Below are 17,751 nucleotides of genomic sequence, written 5' to 3' on the forward strand. Positions count from 1 at the left end.
CTGATGAAGCCCCTTATTTAGTGATGCTCGCGGGCGAGTCGAGGCTGAAATCCGGGCTGGGAGAAGGTTTTCGATTCTGTTGACAGGATCATAGGCATTTAATAGAACAAATAAAGAACAAAATTCCTTGTGGATGACGCCGCCATGGACGCCCCTCCCGAGGGCTCTATAGTTTAAGGTACATCCATTGTTTCTAGCGCCACCGGGCAGGGTGGCAGGTAAGGTGAAAAGTATGGCTGGTAGCGTGAACAAGGTAATTCTGATCGGAAACGTGGGTGCAGACCCGGAAATCCGCAGAACCCAGGACGGCCGTCCGATCGCCAACCTTCGCATCGCGACCTCGGAGACGTGGCGCGACCGCAATTCGGGCGAACGCAAGGAAAAGACCGAATGGCACACCGTCGTGGTCTTTAACGAAGGCCTGTGCAAGGTCATCGAACAGTACGTCAAGAAGGGCGCCAAGCTCTACATTGAAGGCGCGCTGCAGACCCGTAAGTGGCAGGACCAGCAGGGCCAGGATCGTTATTCGACGGAAGTGGTGCTCCAGGGCTTCGGCTCGACGCTGACGATGCTCGACGGCCGCGGCGATGGCGGCGGTGCTGGCGCAGGCTTCGGCGGTGGTGGCGGTGGCGGCCGCAGCAACAACAACGATTACGGCGGCGGTGGCGGCTATGGCGACGATTACGGCGCACCTGCGCAGTCATCGGGCGGCGGCGGCCGTGGCGGCAGCGCTGGTGGTGGCGCCGGCGGCAACTTCTCGCGGGATCTCGACGACGACATCCCGTTTTGATCCAAACGGCGCCGCGAGGCGCCGTTTTCATTTGGGCATCCGGTTATCTCGATAGCGAGGGGTTTTCATGAGTGACGTTGCATCGGCGCAAAAAGTGCCGGCGACCTGGCGGATCGTTCTGGCCGCCATCCTTGATTTTTTCACGATCTTCTGGGTCGCCGGATACGGTGTGGCTCTGATCTTCGGTGGAAAGACGGAGAATGGTTTTTCGTTGGACGGCGGTCCGGCCCTCCTGTCCTTTGCCCTGATGATCGCCTATTTCGTCGTCTTCAATAAATATCTGGGTGGAACCATTTGGAAGCGCATTCTCAAGGCCAAGCGGACGGATCGCTAGCCGCTTTGGAATGGCATCCTGCGGTGCCTAGAGGCTGAACGCCGCCTTGACGCCATCCACCACGAACTGGGCCGCCAGCGCCGCCAGGATCACGCCCAAGAGCCGCGTCAGGATTGCCCGGCCGGTGACGCCCAGAAAGCGGTCGAGGCGATCGGCGATCAACAGCGCCGCCAGCATCAGCAGCAGATTGGCGGCAATGACGATCAGCAGTTGCGCCCGCTCGAACGTTGTCGGCAGTGAGCCGGCAATCAGGATGGTTGCCGAGATCGCTCCAGGGCCGGCGATCAACGGGATCGCCAATGGGAAGACGGCGATATTCTGGATGTGGTCCTTGGTGATCGCCACGGTACTGGTCTTCTCCTTGCGGTCCTGGCGCTTCTCGAACACCATTTCGAAGGCGATCCAGAAGAGCAGCAGGCCACCGGCGATGCGGAAGGCGCCGATCGAGATGCCGAGCACGCCAAGCACGCTGGCGCCGAACAGTGCGAAGACCGCCAGGATGATGAAGGCGATGACCGAGCCGCGCACCGCCACCTGCTTGCGCTGGCTGCGGCTCATGCCCGTCGTCAGCCCTAAAAAGATAGGGGCGAGGCCCGGTGGATCGATGGTAACGAGCAGCGTCGTGAAGGCATTGATCAGTTGGTCGGCGCTTGCCATTGTCCCTCCGGAACACCATATGAAGTCTTGATTATTCCGATTGTGAAGCTGCCCCTCGCATTTGGCAAATCGCCGTATGGCGCTGAAGCGCCGAAACGGCTGATTTGCCGCCTTTCCGCCGTAAAAGCCTGTTCAAAACGCCCGCTCAAATTGGCGCGGAACGGGGCTTTCCGCTATAAATCTTTCAGTGATTCTACAAAGAGATCGTGATCTGTTTTGACTGAACAAACACCCCCAGGCGGCGGGAAGCTCCCGCCAGGCATCGAGCCCATCTCCATCATGGAGGAAATGCAGCGGTCGTATCTCGATTACGCGATGAGCGTTATCGTCAGCCGCGCGCTTCCGGATGTCCGTGACGGCCTCAAGCCCGTGCACCGGCGCATCCTTTACGGCATGTCCGAGCTCGGCATCGACTGGAACAAGAAATACGTCAAATGCGCCCGCGTCACTGGTGACGTGATGGGTAAATACCATCCGCACGGCAACTCGGCGATCTACGATGCGCTGGCCCGTATGGCGCAGGATTGGTCTCTCCGGCTGCCGCTGATCGATGGTCAGGGCAATTTCGGCTCCGTCGATGGCGATCCGCCGGCGGCCGAGCGTTACACCGAATGCCGCCTCGAAAAGGCCGCGCACTCGCTGCTCGACGACCTCGACAAGGAAACGGTCGATTTCCGCGACAACTATGACGGCACGCTCTCCGAGCCGGTCGTGGTGCCTGCGAAATTCCCGAACCTGCTGGTCAACGGGGCAGGCGGCATCGCCGTCGGCATGGCGACCAATATTCCGCCGCACAATCTCTCGGAAGTCATCGAAGGCTGTATCGCACTGATCGACAATCCGGCGATCGAGCTGCCGGAGCTGATGCAGATCATCCCGGGTCCCGACTTCCCGACCGGCGCCAAGATCCTCGGCCGCTCCGGCATCCGTTCGGCCTATGAGACGGGCCGCGGTTCCGTCGTCATGCGCGGCGTTGCCACGATCGAGCCGATGCGTGGCGACCGCGAGCAGATCATCATCACCGAGATCCCCTATCAGGTGAACAAGGCGACGATGATCGAGAAGATGGCCGAGCTGGTGCGCGAAAAGCGCATCGAGGGCATCTCCGACCTGCGGGATGAATCCGACCGTCAAGGCTACCGCGTCGTCGTCGAGCTGAAGCGCGACGCCAATGCCGACGTCATCCTGAACCAGCTCTATCGCTACACGCCGCTGCAGACCTCCTTCGGCTGCAACATGGTGGCGCTGAACGGCGGCAAGCCGGAACAGCTGACGTTGCTCGACATGCTCCGCGCCTTCGTCGCCTTCCGCGAAGAAGTTGTTAGCCGGAGAACGAAATTCCTGCTGCGCAAGGCGCGTGAGCGCGCCCACGTCTTGGTCGGTCTGGCAATCTCGGTTGCCAATATCGACGAAGTTATCCGCGTTATCCGTCAGGCGCCGGATCCGGCAACGGCACGTGAACAGCTGATGACCCGCCGCTGGCCGGCATCGGATGTCGAAAGCCTGATCCGCCTGATCGACGATCCGCGTCACCGGATCAACGAGGACATGACGTATAACCTCTCGGAAGAGCAGGCACGCGCCATCCTCGAACTGCGTCTCGCCCGCCTGACGGCGCTTGGCCGCGACGAAATCGGCGACGAACTCAACAAGATCGGCGAGGAAATCAAGGATTACCTCGATATTCTGTCGTCGCGCATCCGCATCATGACCATCGTCAAGGATGAGCTCGGTGCCGTTCGCGACGAGTTCGGCACCCCGCGCCGCACCGAAATCATCGACGGCGGCCTCGAAATGGATGATGAGGATCTCATCGCCCGCGAGGACATGGTCGTCACTGTCTCGCATCTCGGCTACATCAAGCGCGTGCCGCTGACCACCTACCGAGCGCAGCGCCGCGGCGGCAAGGGCCGCTCGGGCATGACCACCCGCGACGCCGATTTCGTTAGCCGGCTATTCGTGGTCAATACCCATACGCCCGTGCTGTTCTTCTCGTCGCGCGGTATCGTCTACAAGGAAAAGGTCTGGCGCCTGCCGATCGGCACGCCGACCTCGCGCGGCAAGGCTCTGATCAACATGCTGCCGCTCGCACCCGGCGAGCGCATCACCACCATCCTGCCATTGCCGGAGGATGAGGACAGCTGGGATAGCCTCGACGTCATGTTCTCGACCACCCGCGGCACCGTTCGCCGCAACAAGCTGTCGGACTTCGTCCAGGTCAACCGCAACGGCAAGATCGCCATGAAGCTCGAGGAGGAGGGTGACGAAATCCTCTCCGTTGAGACCTGCACCGAACATGACGACGTGCTGCTCACCACGGCGCTCGGCCAGTGCATCCGCTTCCAGGTGGACGACGTTCGCGTCTTCGCCGGCCGCAACTCGATCGGCGTGCGCGGCATCAATCTCGGCGACGGCGACCGGATCATCTCGATGACCATCGTCGGTCACGTCGATGCCGAGCCGTGGGAGCGTGCCGCGTACCTGAAGCGTTCTGCTGCAGAGCGCCGGGCGATCGGTGTCGATGAAGAGGATATCGCTCTCGTAGGCGAGGAAGTCACCGAGGAGGGACAGCTTTCCGACGAACGCTACGAAGAGCTGAAGGCACGCGAGCAATTCGTGCTGACGGTTTCCGAAAAGGGCTTCGGCAAGCGTTCCTCGTCCTACGACTTCCGTATCTCCGGCCGTGGTGGCAAGGGCATCCGGGCCACCGACACCTCGAAGACCGGCGAAATCGGCGCACTCGTCGCCGCCTTCCCGATTGATGATGGCGACCAGATCATGCTGGTTTCGGATGGCGGTCAGCTTATCCGTGTACCGGTCGGCGGCATCCGCATCGCCAGCCGCGCAACGAAGGGCGTCACGATCTTCTCGACTGCCAAGGATGAGAAGGTTGTCTCCGTCGAGCGTATCAGCGAGCCGGAGGATGATGGCGAGGAAGCGGGCGAGGGAACCGATGAGGCGGTTGCCGAAATCGGAGAGGCAACGCCTGCAGCCGAGGGTGACGCACCGCCTTCCTCTGAAGAATAATTTAACCAGGCTTTGGTTTGAGAACCGGGCGGCCCCTGCCGCCCGGTTTTTTTATGGAGTAAAGAGATTTCTGCTAGCTTGAGTTGATATTTGGGTGAGGGGAATCATGGGGAACTGGACGCGGCGCGGCGTTCTCGTTGCGGGCTCGGCGATCGCCGGGGCGGTGGCAGGACAATATCTTCTCTCGCCATCGAGCGATCCCGGCCCGGCCTTTCCCGCAAATGCCGATGCGCCGGCGGGCGGGGCGATCCTCAACGACGCCGGTGAACTGTCGCCGACGCCGGTTGCCCAGCACCTGACATTCAGCGAGCCGCCGCAACAGGCGCTTGTCGATCGCCTCCGGGCAACACTCGCGGACGCCCGCAGTAACGGTCAGCCGGTGGCAGCAAGTGCGGCCCGCCACTCGATGGGTGGCCATAGCCTGCCGTTGAATGGTGCAGCCCTGACCCTCGATCAGGACTGGCTAGAAGCCGATACCGCGGCAAAGACCTATCGCGTTGCCGCCGGCACCCGCTGGTCGACTATCATCAGCAAGCTCGATGCGATCGGCTTTTCGCCCGCCGTCATGCAGTCGAACAACGATTTCGGCGTCGCCAGCACCTTCTCGGTCAACGCGCACGGCTGGCCGGTGCCCTTCAGCGCCTGCGGCAGCACGGTGCGGTCAATGAAGATGATGACCTCCGACGGCAATCTTCTGATCTGCTCGCGCACCGAAAATGCCGATCTCTTCAATCACGCCATGGGCGGCTACGGTCTGTTCGGGGTGATCACCGAGCTTGAGCTCGACATGGTGCCGAACAGTCTGCTGGAGCCGTCCTGCGAACATCTTGCGGGCGAAGACGTCGGCCGCCGTTTCGCCGAAGTGCTGGCATCCGATCCATCCGTGCAGATGGCCTACGGACGCTTGGACATCTCGCTGGACCGCTTTTTCGAAGACGGCCTACTGATCACCTATCGCCCCGCGGCCGATCAGTCCGCCATTCCTGCCGCCACCGGATCCGGCTTTATCAGCCACGTCTCGCGTGAAATCTTCCGCCGCCAGCTGGGTTCCGATGGCGTCAAGCACATGCGCTGGTGGACGGAGGCGGTGCTCAATCCACAGATTTCAGCTGCTTCGACCCGCAACAGCCTGATGAATGAGCCGGTCATCACCCTCGACGACCGCGACCCCCTGCGCACCGACATCCTGCACGAATATTTCGTCTCGCCGTCGCGATTTGCCGATTTTGTGGCGGCCTGCCGCGATGTCATTCCGGCCTCTTACCAGCAACTGCTGAACATCACGCTGCGTTATGTGAACACCGACAGCGACAGCGTTCTGGCTTACGCTACGGAACCTCGTATTGCCGCAGTCATGCTGTTCTCGCAGGAGAAGACGGTGCGCGGCGAGGCCGATATGGCGCGGATGACCGAGGCGCTGATCGAACGAGTCATCGCCATCGGCGGCAGCTATTATCTGCCTTACCGGCCGCATGCACGGCTGGATCAGCTGCAGCGGGCCTATCCGCGCGCCGCCGATTTTGCGGCAGCGAAACGCAAGGCCGATCCGGATTTGCTGTTCCGCAACCGGTTCTGGGATAATTATCTGGACAAGATCTGAGGGGGGAATGATGAGCAAGCTTCGACTGATCGCGGCACTTTACACCGTGGCGCTGCTGTTTGCGGCCGCCCTGAATTACATTCCGGGGCTGACGGATGCGGAGGGCAGGGCCTTCGGCATCTTCGCACTGGATATCTATGACGACAGCCTGCATCTGGCTTCGGCCTTGTGGGCTGCGGTCGCCGCGTACCTGTCGGCCCGGGCGTCGCGCTCCTTCCTCTTCTATTTCGGGCTGCTCTATTTCACCGACGGCCTGCTCGGCCTTATCACCGGCTCCGGCTATCTCGATCTCGGTATCGTCAATTACGGCATCCAGGATCTGCCCGTCGGCTTCAAGATTCTCGCCAATCTGCCTCATCTGTTCCTGGGCGGTGTCGCGATCGTCTCGAGCTATCTCTTCCGTAGCGAGGCGCGCTGATGCGCCGCCTGCTGAAAGTCTTCGGATTTTTTCTCGGTGCGATCGTCATCATCGTGCTGCTGTTGTTGAGCCCGGCCGCCTATGTCGAAACCTTCTGCCATGCCGATCCCGAGCCGGATACCTACAGCCCGCTGATCCGCGATCCCCAGATGAAGCGTGAGGAAGCCAACACCTTCCTCACCTATCCCGAATGGCACATCGTCTATGCCTATGATGGTCTCGCCGAGGTGCTGAAATCAGGTGACGAATACCGTTTCGACTATCTGGCTGGCGTTCGCGATTTCTGGAAGGCCGATTGCGCACTGACGGCGATTGCCGATCGCCATGGCGGCGCCGATACGCAGACCCGCATGATGGTGGCAACGATCGGCGTCAGCTTCACGCTCGAAATGGGCCTGAAAGCAGCCTACGAGGAAACGCTTGGCCGCCTGACGGCCTATTGGCGTGGCGATCAGAAGACCCCGCAGGATATCGTCGCCCGCGACATGGCGATCGATTACGCCGCGTTCCTGCGCCAGACACCCTGGTACAAATATCCGTTCCAGCCGGAGATCGACAAGCTCTGGGCCGCACCGGTGGACGAGACGGTCCGCGGCTGGGAGCGGCGGCTGGCGCTCGGCGGCGAATGGAAGGCGAAAATCGCCTATGCCGGTATAATCGCCAACGCCGTTGCGGCGACCGGCGAGGCGAAACTGACGATCTTCTCCATTGTCTCAGGAATTCAGGCGCCTGCGCTTTCGGCAATGCCGGATGTCAGGGTCGTCTCGGAAAACGCCGGCGGCATTCTCATCGAAACGCCACGCTACGATCGCTTTACCCATATTCTAGCCGATATCGCCAAGGCTGGCGGCACGATCCGTGAAATTGCCGGCAACGACGAGATCATGGTGTCGCTGACGGCAGCAGCGGGTGACCAGACGCTGCCGCCGGGCGAGTTGATCGCCCGTTTCCCGCGCGCAGGCTTCGATAGCGACCGGCTGCTGGTGGCGGTCAAGATTGCCGATCTCGGCCAGCTGCTTCGCGAGCGTCCGATTGCCGATCCCGGGATCGAGCATATATTCGACTTCTGACGGGAGAAGGCGATGAGATTGGCCATGCGGATAGCGAGGACGGCGGGAGTGGCAAGCGCCATTCTCATGGCCGTATTCCTGCTGTTTGCCGGCGTCTTCGCGGCAACAGGAAATGCCCCGGCCGCCATGGTCTTCCGCCCGCCCGGCAGTCCGTCGAGCCTACCCGATGGCGTGAAGCTGCTCAGATGGGGAAGTGCCTTTGCCATCGTGCGCGGCGACAGCCCCGATTACGTTCGCAGGCTCTATGCCAATGGCGCACTTCTGGTGCTGCCGTTCCGCAAAAGTGGTTGTCTCGCCTATCGCCCGGCCTGACCGGACAAAGAAAAAGCCGGACGCTTTTGTGGCGTCCGGCTTCATCTGACCCGAGCGCGGGAGGGGAATGCGCTCAAGGGCGGGAGTGGCTTAGAAAGTGATGCGCTTTTCGTTATAAGCCTTGACCTCTTCGCTTTCACGGCGAAGAGCGGAAATGGTTGATGCCACAGACACGATGAACATCACGCTGATAAGAGCGGTAAGTACAGTCAAGATCGTGAACATGGGCAATCCTTTCCGAAGTTGCGTTCACGTTCCTCAGTACTGGCTGACGATCGGCGCGCGGGCCGAAGCGTAAGGGCCAAATACCTTGGACGTATCAGTCTTCTGATCGTAGAGTGCGATTGTTGCGGTGAGCATTCCCGTGACCATTGCCATCCAGAAAACGTTAATGACGGTAATCTTATCGGGCATATTCTTTTCCTTAAAACCGCGTATCGCATCTACGCTTCGGTTGATTAATGCATCCGCTTGGAAATGGTTCCGCAGGATGTTGACGTGTCGTTTACTAAGCCTGGTCTGAAGCGACCTTGAATGCCTCGTTCATCTGGCGTTCAGATTCGCGAGGCCCTTCAACGCAGCCGGCCGAGCTGGCGCATCAGCGCACGGTGCTCGCTGACCTCAGGCCGGACCCAGCGCACTTCATACTTTTCCTTGTAGAGGCCGTAGGCGACCTCGCCGGCAAGAGAGATGAAGACGGCAAGCGCGATCAGCAGCATGAGCATTGAAGTGACTTCCAGGGGGAGCCGAATACCGGAATGGCATCGGCCGTGTTGATGGTTTTCATTATGCCGATCGCATCTGAAACGGCCTTGAACGGAGCATTCATCCGCCGTTCAGCCACCCGGCAAGGAGATGCCAAATGACTTGCGGGAACGGGGCATCCGTGACAAAAGGCAACGAACGAAACGGCCGGGTTCCATGACGACTGCTTTTTATCCGGGGTCCTTCGACCCGATCACCAACGGACATATGGATGTGCTCGTCCAGGCGCTGAATGTGTCCGCGAAAGTGATCGTCGCGATTGGCGTTCATCCGGGCAAGGCGCCGCTGTTTTCCTTCGAGGAGCGGGCCGAGCTGATCCGCACGTCGCTGGCCGAGATACTGCCGCAGAAGGCTGCCGGCATCGATGTGGTGTCCTTCGACAATCTGGTTGTCGACGCGGCCCGCAAGCACGGCGCCTCTCTGCTGATCCGCGGTCTGCGCGACGGCACCGATCTCGATTACGAAATGCAGATGGCAGGCATGAACCGTCAGATGGCGCCTGATATCCAGACGGTTTTTCTGCCGGCTGGAACGGGTTCACGGCCCATTACCGCCACATTGGTCCGCCAGATCGCCGCCATGGGTGGAGATGTCAGCGCCTTCGTTCCGGCCGCAGTCCTGCAAGCCCTTCAATCCAAGCGCAAATCTTGAGGCGGTCGTCCGCCGCAACGGAGCTACAATGAAACTGTTTTATGCCGCCTTTGCCGCCGTGCTGTATATCGCGTCCTTCGCTGGTGACGCTCTTGCTGCCGATACGCTCACCATTCAGCTGAAGGATGGTCCTGTCGTGATCCAGCTGGCGCCTGATGTTGCGCCGAAGCACGTTGCCCAGATCGAAGCGCTCGCCAAGAAGGGCGCCTACGACAACGTTGCCTTCCACCGCGTCATCGACGGCTTCATGGCCCAGACCGGCGACGTCCAGTATGGCAACATGTCGAAGGGTTTCGATCCGAGCCTCGCCGGCACCGGCGGCTCCGACCTGCCGAACATTCCTGCTGAGTTCTCCAAGACGCCTTTCGTCCGCGGCACGGTCGGCATGGCCCGCTCGCAGGATCCGGATTCGGCCAACTCGCAGTTTTTCATCATGTTCGCCGACGGTTCCTTCCTGAACGGTCAGTACACCGTCGTCGGCAAGGTCGTCTCCGGTATGGAATTCGTCGACAAGATCAAGAAGGGCGAAGGCCAGAACGGCGAAGTCAGCAATCCTGACCGCATGGTCAAGGTCACCGTCGCTAAGTAATTTAAAGCAAGCAGTTCAAGAACAACGAGGAGAATAAGAATGGCCGAGATCAAGGATCCCGAAAACACCATCATCCTGGAAACCACCAAGGGCAAGGTCGTTATCGCCCTCCTGCCGCAGGTGGCACCTGAGCATGTCGCCCGCATCAAGGAACTCGCCCGCGAGAAGGCCTATGACGGCGTCGTCTTCCACCGCGTCATCAACGACTTCATGGCCCAGACCGGCGACGTGAAGTTCGGCAAGAAGGGCAGCGAGAGCTTCAACCCGGGCCGTGCCGGCATGGGCGGCTCCGAGAAGCCGGACCTGAAGGCCGAATTCTCCGCGACCCCGCATAATCGCGGCGTCTGCTCCATGGCCCGCTCGCAGAACCCGAACTCGGCCAACAGCCAGTTCTTCGTCTGCCTTGCGGATTCTCCGTGGCTGAACAAGCAGTATTCCGTCTGGGGCCAGGTCATCGAAGGCATGGACAATGTCGACAAGATCAAGAAGGGCGAGCCGGTCGTAGACCCGGATTCGATCGTCTCGATGCGGGTTGCCGCCGACGTCTGATTGTGATTTCTGACGGAACCCGCCCTTGCGTGAGAACGCGGGGCGGGTTTCGCTTTGCCCGGAAGTACCCCGATGCGCGTAGACCTTTTCGATTTCGACCTGCCGGATGAGCGGATTGCGCTCAGGCCCGCCGAGCCGCGCGACAGCGCGCGCCTGCTGGTCGTCGATGCCGCTGCCAGCGAGACGCTGAGCGATCACACGGTCCGCGATCTGCCGAATTTTCTGAAGCCGGGCGATGCGCTGGTTTTCAACGACACCAAGGTCATTCCCGCACAGCTCGAAGGCATCCGCCACCGCGAAGGGGCGGGCGGCCAGCAGGTTTCGGCGACGCTGCACATGCGTGTCGGCGCCAATCGCTGGAAAGCCTTTGCCAAGCCCGGCAAGCGGATCAAGGAAGGCGACCGTATCGCTTTCGGCCATAGCGGCGAAAGCTGCTTCCTCGGACAGCTCGATTGCACCGTCGTCGAAAAGGGCGATGCCGGCGAGGTGACGCTGGCCTTCGACCTCTCCGGCCCGGCACTCGACGAAGCTATCGCCAGCGTCGGCCATATCCCGCTGCCCCCCTATATCGCCGCCAAGCGGCCGGAAGACGAACGCGACCGTGCCGATTACCAGACGATCTATGCCCGCGAGGAAGGCGCCGTCGCCGCACCCACTGCCGGCCTTCATTTCACGCCGGAGCTCTTTGCTGCTCTCGACGAGGCCGGCATCGAACGCCATTTCGTGACGCTGCATGTCGGCGCCGGAACCTTCCTGCCGATGAAGGTTGACGATACCGACGACCACAAGATGCATCTCGAAAGTGGCTACGTCACCGATGAGACGGCTGCCAAGCTCAACGCTGTCAGGGCGAGGGGCGGGCGCATCGTCTGCGTCGGTACAACGTCGCTGCGGCTAATCGAAAGCGCTGCTGCCGATAGCGGCGAGATAAAGCCCTGGGCGGGTGCCACCGGTATCTTCATCACGCCCGGCTACCGCTTCAAGGCGGTCGATATGCTGATGACCAACTTCCACCTGCCGCGCTCGACTCTGTTCATGCTGGTGTCTGCCTTCGCCGGTTTCGAGACCATGCACGCGGCTTACGAACACGCCATTTCGACAGGCTACCGCTTCTATTCTTACGGCGACTCAAGCCTGCTTTTCCGGAACGACAGATGACCGAGAATTTTCAGTTCACTCTCAAGAAGACCGATGGCGGCGCCCGCCTCGGCGAAGTCACCATGCCGCGCGGCACGATCCGCACCCCGGCCTTCATGCCTGTGGGCACTGTCGGCACGGTCAAGGCGATGTATCTCGATCAGGTGCGCGACACCGGCGCCGATATCATCCTCGGCAATACCTATCACCTGATGCTGCGCCCCGGCGCCGAACGCGTCGCCCGCCTCGGCGGTTTGCACAAGCTGATCCGCTGGGAACATCCGATCCTGACCGATTCAGGTGGCTTCCAGGTCATGTCGCTTTCGGGCCTTCGCAAGCTCGATGAGCAGGGCGTCACCTTCAAGTCGCATGTCGATGGCAGCCTGCACCACATGTCGCCGGAGCGCTCGATCGAGATCCAGGGCCTGCTCGGCTCCGATATCCAGATGCAGCTCGACGAATGCGTGGCACTGCCGGCCGAGCCGCGCGAGATCGAACGCGCCATGGAACTGTCGCTGCGCTGGGCCGAGCGATGCAAGGTGGCCTTCGGCAACCAGCCGGGCAAGGCGATGTTCGGCATCGTCCAGGGCGGCGATCAGCCGAACTTGCGCGTTCGCTCGGCAGAGGCGCTGAAGCAGCTCGATCTCAAGGGATACGCCGTCGGCGGCCTCGCTGTCGGCGAGCCGCAGGACGTCATGCTGCGCATGCTGGAGACCACGCTTCCGGTTCTGCCGACGGAGAAGCCGCGCTATCTGATGGGCGTCGGTACGCCTGACGACATGCTGAAATCCGTCGCCCGCGGCATCGACATGTTCGACTGCGTGATGCCGACCCGTTCCGGCCGCCACGGCCTGGCCTTCACCCGCCGCGGCAAGGTCAATATTCGCAATGCCCGTCACGCTGAGGACATGCGGCCGCTCGACGACCAGTCGAACTGCCCGGCGACGCGCGATTACTCGCGCGCCTATCTGCATCACCTCGTTCGCGCCAATGAGGCGCTTGGCGGCATGCTGCTCTCCTGGCATAACCTGAACTACTATCAGGAACTAATGCAGGGCATCCGCAAGGCGATCGCCGAGGGACGTTTTGCCGATTTCATGGCCGAGACGATCGAAGAATGGGCGAGGGGCGATCTCGAGCCCGTCTGAGGCTCATATCCCCTTGCTGTCGGTGTTCGGAACGATCTGAACGCCGTTGATCTTGTAGCTGCCGTCGGGCTGGCGCGCCATCTGGTAGATCGCCGTCCAGTCCTTGCCGTCGCGCCCTGAGATCAGCACTTCATTATAGATCATCGCGCCGTCGGCGATCGATTTGCTGCGGCCGAAGGCGTAATTGCCGGGATGATAAACCGGCTCGTAGCTTTTCTTCACCATCGCAAAGAACACGTTCTTGTCCGGAAACAGCGCCTTGATCCCAGGAGCCGCATAGGAATAGGCGGTATCGGGATCGTCCTTCAGAAAGGCATTGATCTGCCCTTCGATGATCTGCTGCGTCGTTGCGATGGGATCTTCGGCGCGCGCCTGTAACGGTGCGGTCAGCAAAGCGGCAGACAGAAGAAGCACGGCGGATAGAGCACGCATGAAATTGTCTCCGGCCAATAGACTGGAGTGTAGGGCATTTCAGCGAATTTGAAAGTGGCGGACCGATCGCCCGCCACTCGCAGGAGACGTTCAGTTCCAGCGGCGGAAGAGGGCGCTTGCGTTGACGCCGCCAAAGCCGAAGCCGTTGCTGATCGCATACTCCATCTCGAGCTTGCGCGCCGTCTTGCCGACAATGTCGAGCCCCTCCGCCACTGGATCCGCCTCATCGAGATTGCGCGTCGGCGGAACGATCTGGTCGCGTAGCGCGAGGATGGTGAAGATCGCTTCGAGGCCGCCGGCCGCGCCCAGAAGATGGCCGGTTGCCGATTTCGTCGCACTGATGGCGATCTCGCCATCGCGGCCGAAGACCGTGCCGATCGCCGCCATTTCGCCGCGGTCGCCGACCGGCGTCGAGGTCGCGTGGGCGTTGAGATGCTTGATTTCGGAGGGCGCTATCTTCGCCTGCCGGATAGCGACTTCCATCGCCCGGCGTGCGCCGTCGCCATCTTCAGGGCCTGCCGTCATGTGATAGGCATCCGCCGCCGTGCCGTAGCCGACCAGTTCCGCCAGCGGCTTGGCGCCGCGAGCCAGCGCATGTTCCAGCGTCTCGATGACGAGAATACCGGCACCTTCACCCATCACGAAGCCGTCGCGGGCAGTATCGAATGGGCGCGAGGCGAGCTCGGGCGTGTCGTTGAAGCCGGTCGAAAGCGCGCGCGCGGCCGCAAATCCGCCAAGGCTCACGCGGTCAATACAGGCCTCCGCACCGCCACAGATCGCCACATCGGCTTCACCCGACCGGATCAGCCGGGCCGCATCGCCAATGGCCTGGACGCTGGCCGCGCAGGCGGTAACCGGCGCGCCGAGCGGTCCCTTGAAGCCATATTTGATGCTGATCTGTCCGGCCGCCAGATTGACGAGGAACGACGGCACGATGAATGGCGAAAGCCGCCGCGGCCCGCGGGTTTCGACCGTGCGCACCGCATCGGTGATCGCGGGAAAGCCGCCGACGCCGGAGGCGATGATCGTTGCAGTGCGTTCGCGCGAAGCGGTATCTTCGGGCATCCATCCGGCCTGACGCACCGCCTCGTCTGCGGCCCCCATGGCGAAATGGATGAAGCGGTCCATCTTCTTCTGGTCTTTCGGAACGATATAGCGATCCGGATCGAACCCGCCGTCTGCATCCTCGCCGATATCTGGTACGACGCCGCCGACCTTGGCCGCCAGATCGCCGACGACATCCTCGCCCAGTAGCCGAAGGCCGGAGCCGCCGGCAAGCAGCCGCTTCCACGCAATCTCCACGCCCGTTCCAAGCGGCGACACAAGTCCCATACCGGTGACGACAATGCGATCCATGATTTGTTCCTTCTTAAGCATCAAAGCCCAGATACCAGGCCTTCATCCGCGCAATGCGCTCATGCGCCGCCTCATCGGCCGCAGGGCCGGGCAGCAGGCAGGTATTCCGGGGGGTGAGTTCTTCGCCAGTTTTGGCATCGACCAGCTTGGTTTCAAGCTTTTCGCCGGATGCATTGCCGAGAAGATAGGCGAGATCTTCCTGTGGGGCGTGCCGTCCGCCCCATGTCGACAGCGCCATCAGCACCGGAAAGAAGTCCTGTCCCTTCGCGGTCAGCACATATTCATGGCGGGCAGGGCGCTCGCTATAGAGCCGCTTCTCGAAAATGCCTTCCTCGACCAGATGGGCGAGGCGCCGTGTCAGGATGTTCGGCGCGATCCCGAGGCTCTTCTGGAAATCGTCGAACCGCGTCAGCCCCTGAAAGGCGTCCCGCAGGATCATGATGCTCCAGGAATCGCCGACGCTGTTCAGCGCGCGGGCGGCAGGACATGGGAAGATGGCAAAGCTGGTTCGTTGCATGAAGCAAGTCACTATCGCAGCAACTTGCTTTAAGCAAGTAACTCGTTAGCGCGCGCTGGAGGCGAAGATGCGGGCGAGGATGATGCCGGTTACCAGCATGCCCGCAGCAACGAAGATCGTATCGCCGGGCGTGCCGATATAGAGCGGCCCGATATTGGCGAAGAGCAGAAAGGCGATCAGGAAATTCAGCCAACCCCAGATGACGTTGATTTCAGGAGAACTGAGATTCGAGCTGCCGAGCCGCGCGAAGGGGGTGCGGAAGGGGCGCCCGCTGACGCCGTTGACGAAGTGCGGAATGCCGTTTGTCAGGAACGCGGCGGCGATGAAATGAACGATATAGGCGATCCAGGGCAAGAGAGCCTCCGACTGAGAAACATGTCCTCTCTAGATTGGCAGCACAAGCCGGAAGGCAAGGGGACGAACAGGGTGTCGCAGCCGCGAAATTCCCACCCATTATCAGCAGATTAGCATATAATCGTTTATATCCCGGACGACGGATTGACCTTCCGGCCCGATTGCAATTTCTATGCGCGCGAGGTGGAGTGACGGGGGAATAATGAGAGTTTTCTCTGACATTGGTGAGCTGCGCGCAGCACTTGAGGCTTTGCGCCGGCAATCGCGCGCAATCGGCCTGGTACCGACGATGGGCTATCTGCATGCCGGCCATATGGAACTGGTGGCGCGGGCGAGGGTGGAGAACGACATTGTTGTCGCCTCGATCTTCGTCAATCCGCTGCAGTTCGGCGCCAACGAGGACCTCAGCAAATATCCCCGCGATATCGAGCGCGACACGGCCATGCTCCGGCAAGCCGGTGTCAACATCCTCTTTGCGCCTGGCGTTACCGACATGTATCCGAAGCCGATGATGACGGTCGTCGACGTGCCGGAGATCGGCCGCGAGCTCGAAGGGTCGGTGAGGCCCGGCCATTTCGCCGGCGTCGCCACGGTCGTCTGCAAGCTTTTCAATATCGTCCAGCCGCAGAGCGCCTATTTCGGCGAGAAGGATTACCAGCAGGTCGTGGTCATCAGGCGGATGGTCGAGGATCTGGCATTGCCGGTCCGGATCGTCCCGGTGCCGACGGTGCGTGATCACGATAGCCTGGCGCTGTCGTCGCGCAATGTCTATCTCAGCGCCGACGAGCGCAAGGCGGCCGTAATCGTTCCGCAGACGCTCGCCGAGGCTGAGCGGCTGGTCGCTGCCGGCCTGACCGATCCGGCGGAGCTTGAGCATCTGCTGAAGATCTTCCTCGGCCGCGAGCCGCTCGCCAATCCGGAGGTCGTCGCCGTCCGCGATGCCGCGACGCTGAAACCGGTCGAGGTAATCCGCGATCCCGTCGTCGTCGCGCTGTTCGTCAGGATCGGCATGACCCGGCTGCTCGACAACCGTGTAATCGGCGGGCAGGGCGTCATGAAACTGGGAGCGGTGCGATGAGTGCATCCGGAACAACCAAGCGCCTGACCCCGTCGAAGATCGCGGCGATGAAGGGCGGCACCCCGATTGTCTGCCTGACGGCCTATACTACGCCGATGGCCCGTCTCCTCGATGCCCATTGCGATCTGCTCCTCGTTGGAGATTCGCTCGGCATGGTGCTCTATGGCATGGAAACCACGACGGGCGTCACGCTCGAGATGATGATAGCCCATGGAAAGGCGGTCATGCGCGGCGTCGAACGAGCCTGCGTCGTCGTCGACATGCCGTTTGGTACCTATCAGGAATCGAAGGAAGTGGCGTTCCGCAACGCCGTCCGCATTCTCCAGGAAACCGGCTGCGACGCCGTGAAGCTTGAGGGCGGCGAGGAGATGGTCGAGACGATCGCCTTCCTGACGGCGCGCGGCATTCCTGTGCTCGGCCATATCGGCCTGATGCCGCAGCTGGTCCACACCGCTGGCGGCTACCGCTCGGTCGGCCATACCGAACACGAGACCTCGAAGATCCGCCGTGACGCTCACGCAATCGGCGGCTCCGGTGCCTTCGCCGTCGTCATCGAGGGCACCGTCGAACCACTGGCCCGCGAAGTCACATCGGCCATCCATGTCCCGACGATCGGCATCGGCGCATCATCGGCCTGCGACGGCCAGATCCTGGTGTCCGACGACATGCTCGGTCTCTTCAACGATTTCACGCCACGCTTCGTCAAACGCTACGATGAGCTCGGCAAGCGTGCTGCCGCCGCGGCAGAGGAGTATGCTGCAAACGTTCGCTCACGAAAATTTCCAGCGGCCGAACATACGTTCAAGCGGCGGACGTAACCGGGCAAAACAGGAGCGGGCGGCATTCATAGGCAGCTCGCCAATAGCCACACAATGTGGCGTGAGAGTTGAAATGTCCGCCGGTTTGCAAAGTTAAAATGTCCGCAAGGCCACCATACGGCACACCGGCCAGCCCCGATCTGACCGGC

The 17,751-nt window shown here is 61.4% G+C and carries 22 protein-coding genes; 14 read left to right on the forward strand and 8 right to left on the reverse strand.

Features of this window, described 5'->3' with window-relative positions; genetic code table 11:
• The first annotated feature begins 232 nt into the window (after nucleotides 1-232).
• Together J2X43_RS26275 and J2X43_RS26280 are read left to right on the forward strand one after the other, a co-directional pair.
• Nucleotides 233-790, forward strand: coding sequence for a single-stranded DNA-binding protein (locus J2X43_RS26275; protein WP_310299563.1), 558 nt, complete (start codon nucleotides 233-235; stop codon nucleotides 788-790).
• 67 nt (nucleotides 791-857) lie between these two features.
• Nucleotides 858-1,124, forward strand: a complete 267-nt coding sequence (locus J2X43_RS26280; RefSeq protein WP_310299565.1) for an RDD family protein — start codon at nucleotides 858-860, stop codon at nucleotides 1,122-1,124.
• Nucleotides 1,125-1,151: 27 nt separating this feature from the next.
• On the opposite strand, the gene J2X43_RS26285 is transcribed toward J2X43_RS26280, so the two are convergent.
• Nucleotides 1,152-1,781 (reverse strand): MarC family protein, encoded by a 630-nt coding sequence (locus tag J2X43_RS26285; protein WP_112387399.1) that lies wholly within the window; start codon nucleotides 1,779-1,781, stop codon nucleotides 1,152-1,154.
• Nucleotides 1,782-1,997: 216 nt separating this feature from the next.
• On the opposite strand from J2X43_RS26285, the gene gyrA reads away from it, so the two are divergent.
• From gyrA to J2X43_RS26310, 5 genes are all read left to right on the forward strand, one after another.
• Complete coding sequence (gyrA, locus tag J2X43_RS26290) at nucleotides 1,998-4,808, forward strand: DNA gyrase subunit A (protein WP_310299569.1); 2,811 nt, start codon at nucleotides 1,998-2,000, stop codon at nucleotides 4,806-4,808.
• Between the two features lie 106 nt (nucleotides 4,809-4,914).
• On the forward strand, nucleotides 4,915-6,408 hold the full coding sequence (locus J2X43_RS26295; protein WP_310299573.1) for an FAD-binding oxidoreductase: 1,494 nt from the start codon (nucleotides 4,915-4,917) through the stop codon (nucleotides 6,406-6,408).
• 10 nt (nucleotides 6,409-6,418) lie between these two features.
• Nucleotides 6,419-6,826, forward strand: a complete 408-nt coding sequence (locus J2X43_RS26300; RefSeq protein WP_310299575.1) for a hypothetical protein — start codon at nucleotides 6,419-6,421, stop codon at nucleotides 6,824-6,826.
• The gene (locus J2X43_RS26305) at nucleotides 6,826-7,896 is read left to right on the forward strand and encodes a hypothetical protein (protein ID WP_310299578.1); all 1,071 of its coding nucleotides are present in this window, start codon (nucleotides 6,826-6,828) and stop codon (nucleotides 7,894-7,896) included. Before J2X43_RS26300 ends, J2X43_RS26305 begins: the two co-directional genes overlap by 1 nt.
• Nucleotides 7,897-7,908: 12 nt before the next feature.
• Nucleotides 7,909-8,208, forward strand: a complete 300-nt coding sequence (locus J2X43_RS26310) for a hypothetical protein (RefSeq protein WP_310299581.1) — start codon at nucleotides 7,909-7,911, stop codon at nucleotides 8,206-8,208.
• Nucleotides 8,209-8,298: 90 nt separating this feature from the next.
• Here J2X43_RS26310 and J2X43_RS26315 read toward each other — a convergent pair whose 3' ends face one another.
• The 3 genes from J2X43_RS26315 to J2X43_RS31155 all read right to left on the reverse strand — a co-directional run bounded on the left by J2X43_RS26315 (nucleotide 8,299) and on the right by J2X43_RS31155 (nucleotide 8,933).
• Entirely contained in the window at nucleotides 8,299-8,433 is a 135-nt protein-coding gene (locus tag J2X43_RS26315) for a hypothetical protein (RefSeq protein WP_281438207.1), read from the reverse strand.
• A 33-nt stretch (nucleotides 8,434-8,466) separates the two neighbouring features.
• Entirely contained in the window at nucleotides 8,467-8,622 is a 156-nt protein-coding gene (locus J2X43_RS26320; protein ID WP_310299585.1) for a hypothetical protein, read from the reverse strand.
• Nucleotides 8,623-8,780: 158 nt separating this feature from the next.
• Nucleotides 8,781-8,933, reverse strand: a complete 153-nt coding sequence (locus tag J2X43_RS31155) for a hypothetical protein (RefSeq protein ID WP_405049647.1) — start codon at nucleotides 8,931-8,933, stop codon at nucleotides 8,781-8,783.
• A gap of 196 nt (nucleotides 8,934-9,129) precedes the next feature.
• Here J2X43_RS31155 and coaD point away from each other — a divergent pair, with 196 nt between their 5' ends.
• From coaD to tgt, 5 genes are all read left to right on the forward strand, one after another.
• Nucleotides 9,130-9,624, forward strand: coding sequence for a pantetheine-phosphate adenylyltransferase (gene coaD, locus J2X43_RS26330; RefSeq protein ID WP_112387395.1), 495 nt, complete (start codon nucleotides 9,130-9,132; stop codon nucleotides 9,622-9,624).
• 28 nt (nucleotides 9,625-9,652) lie between these two features.
• Nucleotides 9,653-10,213, forward strand: coding sequence for a peptidylprolyl isomerase (locus J2X43_RS26335; protein ID WP_112387394.1), 561 nt, complete (start codon nucleotides 9,653-9,655; stop codon nucleotides 10,211-10,213).
• Nucleotides 10,214-10,252: 39 nt separating this feature from the next.
• Nucleotides 10,253-10,762: a peptidylprolyl isomerase gene (locus J2X43_RS26340; RefSeq protein WP_310299589.1), complete on the forward strand. Its 510-nt coding sequence runs from the start codon at nucleotides 10,253-10,255 to the stop codon at nucleotides 10,760-10,762.
• Between the two features lie 72 nt (nucleotides 10,763-10,834).
• Nucleotides 10,835-11,920, forward strand: a complete 1,086-nt coding sequence (gene queA / locus J2X43_RS26345) for a tRNA preQ1(34) S-adenosylmethionine ribosyltransferase-isomerase QueA (RefSeq protein ID WP_112387392.1) — start codon at nucleotides 10,835-10,837, stop codon at nucleotides 11,918-11,920.
• The gene (tgt, locus tag J2X43_RS26350; protein WP_112387391.1) at nucleotides 11,917-13,047 is read left to right on the forward strand and encodes a tRNA guanosine(34) transglycosylase Tgt; all 1,131 of its coding nucleotides are present in this window, start codon (nucleotides 11,917-11,919) and stop codon (nucleotides 13,045-13,047) included. The genes queA and tgt overlap by 4 nt, the downstream gene beginning before the upstream one ends.
• 3 nt (nucleotides 13,048-13,050) lie before the next feature.
• On the opposite strand, the gene J2X43_RS26355 is transcribed toward tgt, so the two are convergent.
• From J2X43_RS26355 to J2X43_RS26370, 4 genes are all read right to left on the reverse strand, one after another.
• A complete protein-coding gene (locus J2X43_RS26355) occupies nucleotides 13,051-13,479 on the reverse strand; it encodes a DUF4864 domain-containing protein (RefSeq protein WP_112387390.1) in 429 nt (142 codons plus the stop codon).
• A gap of 90 nt (nucleotides 13,480-13,569) precedes the next feature.
• Complete coding sequence (fabF, locus tag J2X43_RS26360) at nucleotides 13,570-14,835, reverse strand: beta-ketoacyl-ACP synthase II (protein WP_310299596.1); 1,266 nt, start codon at nucleotides 14,833-14,835, stop codon at nucleotides 13,570-13,572.
• Between the two features lie 13 nt (nucleotides 14,836-14,848).
• Entirely contained in the window at nucleotides 14,849-15,352 is a 504-nt protein-coding gene (locus tag J2X43_RS26365; protein ID WP_310299599.1) for a helix-turn-helix domain-containing protein, read from the reverse strand.
• A 45-nt stretch (nucleotides 15,353-15,397) separates the two neighbouring features.
• Nucleotides 15,398-15,706 (reverse strand): hypothetical protein, encoded by a 309-nt coding sequence (locus J2X43_RS26370; RefSeq protein ID WP_310299603.1) that lies wholly within the window; start codon nucleotides 15,704-15,706, stop codon nucleotides 15,398-15,400.
• A 202-nt stretch (nucleotides 15,707-15,908) separates the two neighbouring features.
• Between J2X43_RS26370 and panC the strand changes: the two genes are divergently transcribed.
• Together panC and panB are read left to right on the forward strand one after the other, a co-directional pair.
• Nucleotides 15,909-16,784 (forward strand): pantoate--beta-alanine ligase, encoded by an 876-nt coding sequence (gene panC, locus J2X43_RS26375; protein WP_310299606.1) that lies wholly within the window; start codon nucleotides 15,909-15,911, stop codon nucleotides 16,782-16,784.
• Entirely contained in the window at nucleotides 16,781-17,602 is an 822-nt protein-coding gene (gene panB, locus J2X43_RS26380; protein ID WP_310299609.1) for a 3-methyl-2-oxobutanoate hydroxymethyltransferase, read from the forward strand. Before panC ends, panB begins: the two co-directional genes overlap by 4 nt.
• The last annotated feature ends 149 nt before the right edge of the window (nucleotides 17,603-17,751 follow it).

The sequence above is a fragment of the Rhizobium sp. BE258 genome, assembly GCF_031457345.1.
Lineage (GTDB): Bacteria > Pseudomonadota > Alphaproteobacteria > Rhizobiales > Rhizobiaceae > Rhizobium.